The organism is Achromobacter sp. (assembly GCF_057314935.1).
The window spans coordinates 1-9,171 of the sequence record NZ_DBHKZA010000132.1 but is presented as its reverse complement, the minus strand read 5'-3'; the positions used below and the strand labels follow the sequence as shown (position 1 = coordinate 9,171).

Genomic DNA, 9,171 nt, shown 5'->3' with positions numbered 1-9,171 from the left:
GAACTGTCCTGCGTCTCGGAAAGCGGCAAGGTGGCGTTGAAAGGGGTGATCCCCTCGCCGTCGTCGGAAGACCTGAGCGTCAAGCTGAGCTATTTCGACGCCGACCTGACCTTCAATTCGGACACCGCCGCCAACAGCTACGTGGTGGAGGATTTCCGGCAATCGGTGTTCACGCTGCTGGTGCCGTCCGCGGGCACGGCGCTGACGCTTTACGCGTTGCCTTCCAGCGTGGCGGTGGACAAGAACGCGGACGGGGAAATCACTGGCAAGTTCCAGGCCAGGCTGACGGCGCCGCGGCCCCGTTCTGCCTCAGGCGTGCAGACGGACGCCCCGCTCAAGGCGACCCTGAACTGCGACTACCGCTACTCGCTGTAGACGGTCAGCGCGGGGCGGCGGGCAGGTGCAGCGCCACCACTTCCGTGTCGCCATCCCTGAATGCCGGATACCGGCCTCGGACCAGCGGGTCGTGGCCGGGCACGATGTGGTCCGGCGACTCTGCGTGCTTGAGCAGCGTTTCATAGCCTGCCAGCATGTCGGCCACATTCAGCACGATGGGGAACGGGGCATCCAGCCCCATGTTGTCGTAGTAATGGCTGGCGTCGGACGCCAGCACGATCCAGCCGCGCGCCGTATGCACGCGCACGGCCTGCAGGCCTTGCGTGTGGCCGCCGATGTGCAGCAGTTGCAGGCCGGGCGCGAGCTCGTCGTGGCCATGATAGAAATCCACCCGCTTGTCATAGACCCCGCGCACCACGTCGACCACGTCTTCGACCGCGTAGGCGTGGCGCAGCATGTCGAAGCGCATGTTGCAGCCGCAGGCGTAATGCAGTTCGCTTTCCTGCAGGTGCAGCCGGGCGTGCGGCAGCTTGCGCAGGTTGCCGGCGTGGTCGTAGTGCAGGTGGGTGACGATGACGTCCTGGATGTCGGCGGCGGAGATGCCCAGCGTCTTCAAGGCGTCGATGGGGCAGCGCAGGAATTCGCGGCCGCGCGCGCGGGCGGCGGCCTCGTTGAAACCGGTGTCGACCAGCCAGACGTGGGCGCCGTGCCGGATGACCCAGACGAAATAATCCATCGGCATGGGTCCGTCGTGCGGGTCGGGCGGGGTGATGAAATTCTGGCCACGGCGGCGCGCGACCGTGGCGTAGCGCAAGGCATAGACTTCGTGGTTCGGTAGCATCATGCGATTCCCCGGGCGGTGCGGATGTATTCGAGTTCGGGCTTCAGGTAGTCCAGCAGGCGTTGCGGGTTCTCCACCATGGGAAAGTGGCCAAGTTCAGGCATGGCGGTAAAGCGCGCGCCCGGAATCTGCGCGGCGACGCGGCGGCTGTCTTCGGGGCTGGCGGAGTAGTCGTAGGCGCCGGTCAGGAGCGACACGCCGAAGCGCCGGGTATCCAGGCCGGCCAAGTGTTCGGCGGCGTCGAAATCTTCGCTGTAGAACCAGAGGTCGTTGGCGTAGACGTTGAAGCCGCCTTGCGCGTAGATCCACGCGGCATCGCGGCGCGCCGCCAGCGTGGCCGCGGGGCCCATCAGCCCGCGCACGTAGGCCGGGTTGTGCGCCGCCTGGTTGACTTGGGGATGGCACAGCATGGGCGTGCGCCGGCCCGTGGCCTTCCAGGGGGCTTCCAGCGCCACCACGCCCGCCACGTTGTCCGGACTGCGGGCGGCGGTCACGAGCGCCATTGCGGCGCCCATCGAACAGCCCAGCAAGACGGCGGGGGCGCAGGCGACCTGGCGGATGACGGCCAGGCAGGTCTGCAGATAGGCGTCGCGGGTCAGGCCTGTTTCGGTCCAGGCCTGGCCGGGCAGCGGCATGCTGCGGCCGTGGCCGGGCATGTCGAAGGCGATCATGCGCCATTGGCGGCGCAGGCCGGGGTCCGCCATCAGCGCATGGTATTGGCGTGAATCGGCGCCGGCGGTATGCAGCATCAGTAGCGGCGGGCCGTCGGCCAGGCCGCTGGTTTCATAGTAGAGGGAGGCAGACGTCGCGCCCAGGTCCAGGTTGACGTAGTGGCCGACGATGGCGCTGCGGTCCAGCAGGGCGGGGGCGGCGTGGACCTGGCCGCGCAGGATTTCGAACAGCCGTTCCAGGGGATGCAGGGCCTGGGCGATGGCCAGGGCATCGCCCTTGACGCGCAGGCCCTGGGCCAGGCGATGCGCGGCGGTGAACGAGTGGTAGCCCGGAGGCGGGGCGGGTTCCAGCAGCTTGCGCCAGGTATCGGGCGCAGCGCTGATGACGAGGCATTGCGAGGGGGCGGCGGGCTGGCCCGCCCAGGCAGTGACCCGGTCTTCCGGGTCCGCGCCGACTTGCAGCCAGATGGCGCACGGCAGGCCTCTGGCTGCGGAGATGAATTCGCTATCCTGCTGCGCCAGGGCCGCCGCGGCCCTCAGTTCCTGGACGATCGCCTTCACTTGCGGATGCCTCCTCTTGTTGGCGCCTGAGCACCTCGAGCGCGGTGCGTTCCGCGTTCACGATATGGCTCTGTGCGGCCGCTTGGGCGCCTTGTGGATCCCGAGCATGGATGCGCTCGAAGATGTGGTCGATTTCGGCCATGCTTTCCGGCAGCCGTTCGGGGCGCGCGAACGAGGTCGCGCGCAGCAGGTTGATGCGCGACAGCAAGCCGGGCAGCATGTCCTTGATCAGATCGTTGTCACAGCCCGACAGCAACACGTCGTAGAAGTCGCGCTTGGCCGCCAGCAATGCCGATTTGTTGCTGCCCTTGGCCTGGCGGCGCAGCGCATCCACGGCCTTGCGCAGCCGTTCGACGTCCGGGTCGCTGGCCAGCCGCGCGAATTCATGCGCGGCAAAGCCTTCCAACAGGGCGCGCAGGGAATACAGGTCGCGGGCCGCCTTTTCGGTGATGCGCACCACCGTCGGGCCGCGGTGCGGCTCGATGGAGATCAGGCGTTCGGCTTCCAGGGTGCGCAGCGCTTCGCGCAGCGTGCTGCGGCTGATGCTCAGCTGTTCGCACAGTTCGGCTTCGCGCAGGCGTTCACCGCCCTTGATGCGCCCGTCCATGATGGACGTGCGCAGGAATTCCTCGACGCGGGTGCGCAAGGTGGTCGGTTTTTCGAATACTGCGCCGGGGGGGGTGGGCATGGCTGTCTCTCGCTTAGCGTAACGGCGGGCGCGAGCGGCAGCAGGGGCTTTTGGCCCGGCTGCGGCGAACCGCCGGTTCAACGTAAAGACGCAATATATCCCGCCGGCAGGCCATCGCTATAGCCCGAGGTAGGCGGCGCGCACGCGGCTGTCTTCCAGCAGCGCGTTGCTGGGCCCGGACAGCACCATCGTCCCGGATTGCAGCACGTAGGCGTGGTCGGCGACCGACAGGGCCAGCCGGGTGTTCTGTTCCACCAGCAGGATGGTCAGGCCGCTGCGGTGGATGTCGATCATGGCCTGGTGCATTTCCTCGACGATCTTGGGCGCCAGGCCGTGGCTGGGCTCGTCCAGCAGCAAGAGGCGGGGTTCGAGCATCAGCGCGCGGCCGAAGGCCACCATCTGCTGTTCGCCGCCGGACAATGTGCCGGCCTGTTGACGGCGCCGTTCGCGCAGGCGGGGGAAGAGGGCGTAGACGCGGTCGCAGCTGTGTTTGAGGCCGGCCGCGTCCTGGCGGCGGGTATAGCCGCCCAGGTACAGGTTTTCCTCTACCGTCATTTCCGGGAAGACGTGGCGGCCTTCGGGGACGTGGGCGATGCCCAGCTCCGGGATGCGGTGCGGCGGCAGGCGCAGGATGTCTTGGCCGTCGAAGGCGATGCTGCCGCTGACCTTGTCCAGCAGCCCCGAGATGCAGCGCAGCAGCGTGCTTTTGCCTGCGGTGTTGGCGCCGACGACCGCGATGAACCCGCCTTCGGGCACGTCCAGCGAGACCTCGTGCAGCACCGGGCTGCGGTCGTAGGAGGCGGTCAGCCCCTGGATCTGCAGCAGGCTCATGCGGTCACCTCCACCTGTTCCATGGATTTGCCCAGATAAACCTCGATCACCGTCGGGTCGGCCGCGATGTCCGCCGGGCTGCCTTCGGCGATTTTCTGGCCGAAGGACAGTACCAGGATGCGGTTGCACAACCGCATGATGGCGCGCATGTGGTGCTCCACCACGATGAAGGTGATGCCGGATTCGTCGCGCAGCGCGCGGATCAGGTCCAGCAGCGCGTCCATTTCGGATTCGTTCAGCGCCGCCATCACCTCGTCCAGCAGGAAGACCTTGGGATCGGTGCACAGCGCGCGGGCCAGCTCCACCCGGGCCTGCTCGGGAAAGGACAGTTCGCCGGCCGGCTTGGCGGCGATGGCGGACAGGCCGACACGGTCCAGGTTGTCGCGGGCGACCTGGCGCGCCCGCGGCACGTCGTGGCGCAGCAGGCCGCCGACCAGCACGTTGTCCAGCACGGTCATCTCAGGAAACAGCGCCACGTTCTGGAACGTCTTGGTCATGCCGCGGGCGGCGATCTGGTGGGGGCGCAAGCCGCTGACGTCCTCGCCTTCCAGTTCGATGCGCCCGCCCTGGCTGGCGTACAGGCCAACCAGCAGGTTGAATAGCGTGGTCTTGCCGGCGCCGTTGGGGCCGATCAGGCCCAGGATGTCGCCGCGTGCCACGCTGAACGACACGTCGTCCACCGCTTTCAGGCCGCCAAAGCGCCGCTGGATGTTCGAAACCTTCAGGATGTCAGGCATGGTGGCCCCGCGTCAGGGTGCGCAGCCGCGTCCACAGCGCCGACAGGCCGCGCGGCTCGATCAGGATGATGGCGATCAGGATCAGTCCGAACGCCAGCTGCGATACGCCCGCGGTGTGCCCGGACAGCCAGTCGTTGAACACTTCTTCCAGCGGGATGATGACCAGCGCGCCGATCAGCGGGCCGGCCACGGTGCCCACGCCGCCGATGATGCAGATCAGCGCCACGCGCACCGAGATGCCCACCAGCGAGAACACGGTGTCCGGGTCGAAGAAGTAGATGAACTGCGCGTACAGCGTGCCGCAGGCGCCCATCAGCGCGGCCGAGATCACGGCGGCCAGGATGCGCGTTTGCGCGGTGTTCACGCCGATCACCTCGGCGGCCTGCGGATTGGCCTTCACGGCGCGCAGCCGGTAGCCCAGGCGCGAATGGCTGATCAGCGCGAAGACGACCGACGTGACCAGCGCGGCGCCCAGCATCAGGTAGTAGTAGGGGATGCTGGACTTGAACTGCATCTGCGCCACGCCTTCCGAGAACGGAATGGACAAGCCGACCGGCCCGCCCGTCACCGACGCCCAGGTATTGGCGATGGCGCGCAGCACTTCGCCGAACGCCAGCGTGGCCAGCGCGAAGTAATGGCCGCGCAGCCGCATGGTGGGCAGGCTGAGCAGCGCGCCGGCCACGGCCGCCACCGCCATTGCGGCCACGATGCCCAGCCAGGGCGAAATGCCGTAGCGCATCAGCAGCAGGGTCGACGTGTAGGCGCCCAGGCCGAAGAAGGCCGCATGCCCGAGCGATATCTGGTTGGCCAGCCCGCCCACGATGTTCCAGGATTGGCCCATGGCGGCAAACAGGAGCACCAGCGTCAGGACGCGGATGCCGTAGCCCTGGTCTTCCATCAGCCAGGGGGCGGCCAGCGCAATGGCGAAAAGCGCGGCCCAGGGCAGGGATTGTCGAGTCATGGCCATCACGCAGCCCTTTTCAAGAGACCTTCCGGGCGCACGGCCAGGACAAGGATGAAGATGGCGAACAGCACCAGGTTCTGCAGCTGCATGGGCAGCACCAGCGAGGACAGCGACTGGATCACGCCGACGGCCACCCCGCCCACCACCGCGCCCATCACGCTGCCCAACCCGCCCAGCACCACCGCGGTGAACATCAACACGCTGAACTGCGCGCCGACGGTGGTGGAGGCCGTCAGGTAGGGCAGGATGATGCCGCCGCCCAGGGCCGTCAGCCCCACGCCCAGCCCGAAGGCAAGCTGATGCACGCGGTGGGTGGAAATGCCCGACAGCCGGGCGGCCATCGGGTCCTGGGCGGTCGCGCGCACGGCCATGCCCCACCAGGTTTTCTTCAGCACCCACCACAGCGTCAGTCCGGCGACAGACGCCACCGTGAAGGCCAGCAGATAGGGCGCGCTCAGCAGGATCGGGCCGACTGAAAGCGCCGTCATCTGATAGGGCGTCTGCACCGAGCGGAACTCCGATCCGAACAGGATCAGGGCCAGGTTTTCCATCACGATGAGCAGGCCCACCGTCAGGAAGATCTGCGCCACCGCCGGCGCCTTCAGCACCCGGTCGATCAGGAACTTCTGCGTCAGCACGCCCAGCACGAAGGCCACCGCGAACGACAGCAGCGACCCCACGAGCGGGTCCAGCCCCAGCAGCTTCCAGGCGAAGTACGCCACGAACATGCCCACCATCAGGAACTCGGCCTGGGCGAAGTTGACGATGGAGACCACCCCGAAGACGAGCGTGAGCCCGATCGAGATGACCGCGTACACGCCGCCCAGCAGAATGCCGTCCACCAGCGCCTGCAAGAATTGCATGACAGTCCTCCGGTTCGCGCCGCGCGCTCAGCTGGCGCTGATGACGCGGCCCTTGGCCAGCGCCTGCGGCCACACCGACACCAGCTCGTTGTTCTGCCACTGGACCATGACGGGTTGAGCCAGGGTGTTCAGGCCGTTGGCATCGAAATGCACGCCGCCGCCCGACATCACGCCGGCCCAGCCCTGGTCGTACTTCTGCGCGCGCAACGCTTTCGATACGGCCTCGGGTTTGTCGGACGCCGCCACCTCCAGGGCTTGGGCCAGCACGCCGGCGCATACGGCGTGTTCCAGGGCCTCGTGCGGCATGAAGGTGCCGAAGCGCTTGCGGTAGCGCTCGGTGTATTCCGGCGCCTGGTCGTAGTTGGCCGGGGCGATCGACAGCACGGCCTGTGAATACTGGCCCAGCGCCTTCGCGAAGTCCGGGATCACGTAGCCCGCCGCGCCGCCCACGATCGGCACCGTCAGCCGTTGCTGGCGCATCACGCGGATGATCAGCAGGCTGTCGTTCAGATAGGAAATCGGGAACACGATCTGGGCGTCCGAGGCCCGCAGCTTGCTGATCAGCGGCGTGACGTCGGTGATGCCCAGCGGGTAGGCCTCGTCCAGCACGATCTGAGCGCCGGCGGCCTTGGCCGCATTGCGCACGCCCACGGCCTGCGAGGTGCCGTAGGCCGTGTCTTCGTACAGCAGTGCGATCTTCTTGATGTCGGAGGCGCCCGCGACGACGGATGCCGCGTAGTCGTATTGCGCCTTTCCCAGCACCGAACCCTTGGACACCACCTGGAAGATGTGTTTGAAGCCGCGCTCGGTCAGCACGTCGGAGAATGACATCGTCAGCAGCGGGATGCCGCGGCGTTCGGTCACTTCGGACACGGCCAGCGTCAGCGACGAGGCATAAGCGCCGATCAGGGCCACGCAGCGGTTCTGCGTGATCAGGCGCTGGGCGACCGTGGCGGCGGTGGTGGGCTGCGAGGTGGCGTCCGCGATGATCAGCTTGAGCTTGGCGCCGCCCAACGACTTGATGCCGCCCGCCGCGTTGACCTCATCCGCGGCCAGCTCCAGCCCCTGCCGCGAATTGATGCCGAACTGCGCGTTGGCGCCCGACAGCGGCAGGATCACGCCGACATTGATCTCGGCCGGCGCGGCCAGCGCGCGGGCGGGCAGGGTGGCCGCCAGCGCGGCCGCACCCAGTCCGGCGACAAATTCCCGGCGCCCGTGGCGCACGGCCTGCTTGGGGTTGCTTTTCATGCTTGTCTCCTGGCTTTTGTGGGTATGGGCGCACGGCAGCCAGCCCGGCGCGTTGCCGCATTATTGTGTTCATTTTTTAAGCAGTCAAGCAGATTGTCCGACAATCCGACTATTGACGTTCTGGCGATGATTGCCTGACAATCAGACAAAATAAATCGAGCAGAAGCCCGATTCGACGCCCGTCACCCATCATTAACGAGGAACCCATGGCAGACATCAAATCCGAAACCCAAGCCCTGTTCGACCAAGGCCTGAACCTGCGCCGCGAAGTGCTGGGCACCGAATACGTGGACGGCTCGCTGGCCCGCGCCAACGATTTCATGATGGCGTTCCAGCACATCACGACCGAATGGTGCTGGGGCTACACCTGGGGCCGCCCGGGCTTGGAGAAGAAGACGCGCAGCATGCTGAACCTGGCCATGCTGACCGCGCTGAACCGCCCGGCCGAAATCAAGCTGCACGTCAAAGGCGCGCTGAACAACGGCGTGACGGTTGAAGAGATCAAGGAAATCCTGCTGCAGGCCACCGTGTATTGCGGCATTCCCGCGGGCCTGGACGCCTTCAAGGTGGCCAATCAGGTGCTGGAAGAAGAGGGCGCCTTCAAGGAGCAGCAAGCATGAGCGCACCGCAAGAACGCGTGGGCTTGGTCGGCATCGGAAGCATGGGCTGGCCGATGGCGGCTCGCCTCGCGCAGGCGGGCTATGCCGTGACGGTGTTTGACGCCGTGCCGGGCCAGGCCGAAAAATTCGCGAAGGAAGTGGGCGGCCAGGCCGCCGCCACCTGCGCCGGGCTGGCGGTGCAATCCGACATCGTCTTCACGATGCTGCCTACCAGCGCCATCGTGGAACAGGTGCTGGGCGGTGAACACGGCGTGCTGGCGGGCCTGCGCCCGGGCAGCGTCGTGGTGGAGATGAGCTCGGGCGTGCCCTCGCATACGCAGCGGCTGGCCCAGGCGGTCGCCGCCGCCGGCAGCCAGATGGTGGATGCGCCCGTGTCGGGCGGCGTGCCTCGCGCGCGCACCGGCGAACTGGCGATCATGTTCGGCGGCCCGGCCGCCACGCTGGAGCGCGTGCGCCCCGCGCTGTCCGCCATGGGCACGTCGATCACCGCCGTGGGCGACGTGGGCAGCGCCCATGCCATGAAGGCGCTGAACAACCTGGTGTCGGCGGGCGGCTTCCTGATCGGCGTCGAAGCCATGCTCATCGGCCAGCAATTCGGCCTGGATCCCAATGTGATCGTGGATGTGCTGAACGCGTCGACGGGCATGAACAATTCCACGCAGAAGAAGTTCAAGCAGTTCGTGCTGTCGCGCGAATTCAATTCCGGTTTCGGCCTGGACCTGATGGTCAAGGACCTGGGCATCGCGCTGGGCATCGCCACCGATACCGGCACGCCCACGCCATTCGCGTCGCTGTGCCGAGAGTTGTGGGC

11 protein-coding genes are annotated in these 9,171 nt (G+C 67.1%); 3 read left to right on the top strand and 8 right to left on the bottom strand.

The features are described 5' to 3' along the window. Positions 1-375, top strand: a 375-nt coding sequence (locus ACO6D5_RS28400; RefSeq protein WP_485827233.1) for a hypothetical protein, incomplete at its 5' end; no start/stop codon positions are given. A gap of 4 nt (positions 376-379) precedes the next feature. Here the strand turns inward: ACO6D5_RS28400 and ACO6D5_RS28395 are convergent. From ACO6D5_RS28395 to ACO6D5_RS28360, 8 genes are all read right to left on the bottom strand, one after another. Further along, entirely contained in the window at positions 380-1,180 is an 801-nt protein-coding gene (locus ACO6D5_RS28395; protein WP_485827232.1) for an N-acyl homoserine lactonase family protein, read from the bottom strand. Then, entirely contained in the window at positions 1,177-2,409 is a 1,233-nt protein-coding gene (locus ACO6D5_RS28390) for an alpha/beta fold hydrolase (RefSeq protein ID WP_485827231.1), read from the bottom strand. The genes ACO6D5_RS28395 and ACO6D5_RS28390 overlap by 4 nt, the downstream gene beginning before the upstream one ends. Next, positions 2,354-3,097 carry a GntR family transcriptional regulator gene (locus ACO6D5_RS28385; protein ID WP_485827230.1) on the bottom strand — a complete coding sequence of 248 codons (744 nt, stop codon included), beginning with the start codon at positions 3,095-3,097 and terminating at the stop codon, positions 2,354-2,356. The genes ACO6D5_RS28390 and ACO6D5_RS28385 overlap by 56 nt, the downstream gene beginning before the upstream one ends. A gap of 117 nt (positions 3,098-3,214) precedes the next feature. Continuing rightward, entirely contained in the window at positions 3,215-3,928 is a 714-nt protein-coding gene (locus ACO6D5_RS28380; protein WP_485827229.1) for an ABC transporter ATP-binding protein, read from the bottom strand. Further along, on the bottom strand, positions 3,925-4,665 hold the full coding sequence (locus ACO6D5_RS28375) for an ATP-binding cassette domain-containing protein (RefSeq protein WP_315527100.1): 741 nt from the start codon (positions 4,663-4,665) through the stop codon (positions 3,925-3,927). The genes ACO6D5_RS28380 and ACO6D5_RS28375 overlap by 4 nt, the downstream gene beginning before the upstream one ends. Beyond that, positions 4,658-5,626: an ABC transporter permease subunit gene (locus ACO6D5_RS28370; RefSeq protein ID WP_315527099.1), complete on the bottom strand. Its 969-nt coding sequence runs from the start codon at positions 5,624-5,626 to the stop codon at positions 4,658-4,660. Before ACO6D5_RS28370 ends, ACO6D5_RS28375 begins: the two co-directional genes overlap by 8 nt. A 5-nt stretch (positions 5,627-5,631) precedes the next feature. Beyond that, entirely contained in the window at positions 5,632-6,492 is an 861-nt protein-coding gene (locus tag ACO6D5_RS28365) for an ABC transporter permease subunit (protein ID WP_315527098.1), read from the bottom strand. Positions 6,493-6,519: 27 nt separating this feature from the next. After that, the gene (locus tag ACO6D5_RS28360) at positions 6,520-7,740 is read right to left on the bottom strand and encodes an ABC transporter substrate-binding protein (protein ID WP_315527097.1); all 1,221 of its coding nucleotides are present in this window, start codon (positions 7,738-7,740) and stop codon (positions 6,520-6,522) included. A 206-nt stretch (positions 7,741-7,946) separates the two neighbouring features. Between ACO6D5_RS28360 and ACO6D5_RS28355 the strand changes: the two genes are divergently transcribed. Further along, the gene (locus tag ACO6D5_RS28355; protein WP_008163645.1) at positions 7,947-8,360 is read left to right on the top strand and encodes a carboxymuconolactone decarboxylase family protein; all 414 of its coding nucleotides are present in this window, start codon (positions 7,947-7,949) and stop codon (positions 8,358-8,360) included. Continuing rightward, positions 8,357-9,171 (top strand): NAD(P)-dependent oxidoreductase (locus ACO6D5_RS28350; RefSeq protein ID WP_485827228.1); only part of this gene is annotated, 815 nt, incomplete at its 3' end. The genes ACO6D5_RS28355 and ACO6D5_RS28350, both read left to right, overlap by 4 nt.

Bases quoted from the DNA above. Each gene is read 5' to 3' on its own strand.
- ACO6D5_RS28380 (WP_485827229.1), bottom strand. From the start codon at position 3,928: ATGAGCCTGCTGCAGATCCAGGGGCTGACCGCCTCCTACGACCGCAGC.
- ACO6D5_RS28395 (WP_485827232.1), bottom strand. From the start codon at position 1,180: ATGATGCTACCGAACCACGAAGTCTATGCCTTGCGCTACGCCACGGTC.
- ACO6D5_RS28365 (WP_315527098.1), bottom strand. From the start codon at position 6,492: ATGCAATTCTTGCAGGCGCTGGTGGACGGCATTCTGCTGGGCGGCGTG.
- ACO6D5_RS28370 (WP_315527099.1), bottom strand. From the start codon at position 5,626: ATGACTCGACAATCCCTGCCCTGGGCCGCGCTTTTCGCCATTGCGCTG.
- ACO6D5_RS28385 (WP_485827230.1), bottom strand. From the start codon at position 3,097: ATGCCCACCCCCCCCGGCGCAGTATTCGAAAAACCGACCACCTTGCGC.
- ACO6D5_RS28360 (WP_315527097.1), bottom strand. From the start codon at position 7,740: ATGAAAAGCAACCCCAAGCAGGCCGTGCGCCACGGGCGCCGGGAATTT.
- ACO6D5_RS28375 (WP_315527100.1), bottom strand. From the start codon at position 4,665: ATGCCTGACATCCTGAAGGTTTCGAACATCCAGCGGCGCTTTGGCGGC.
- ACO6D5_RS28355 (WP_008163645.1), top strand. From the start codon at position 7,947: ATGGCAGACATCAAATCCGAAACCCAAGCCCTGTTCGACCAAGGCCTG.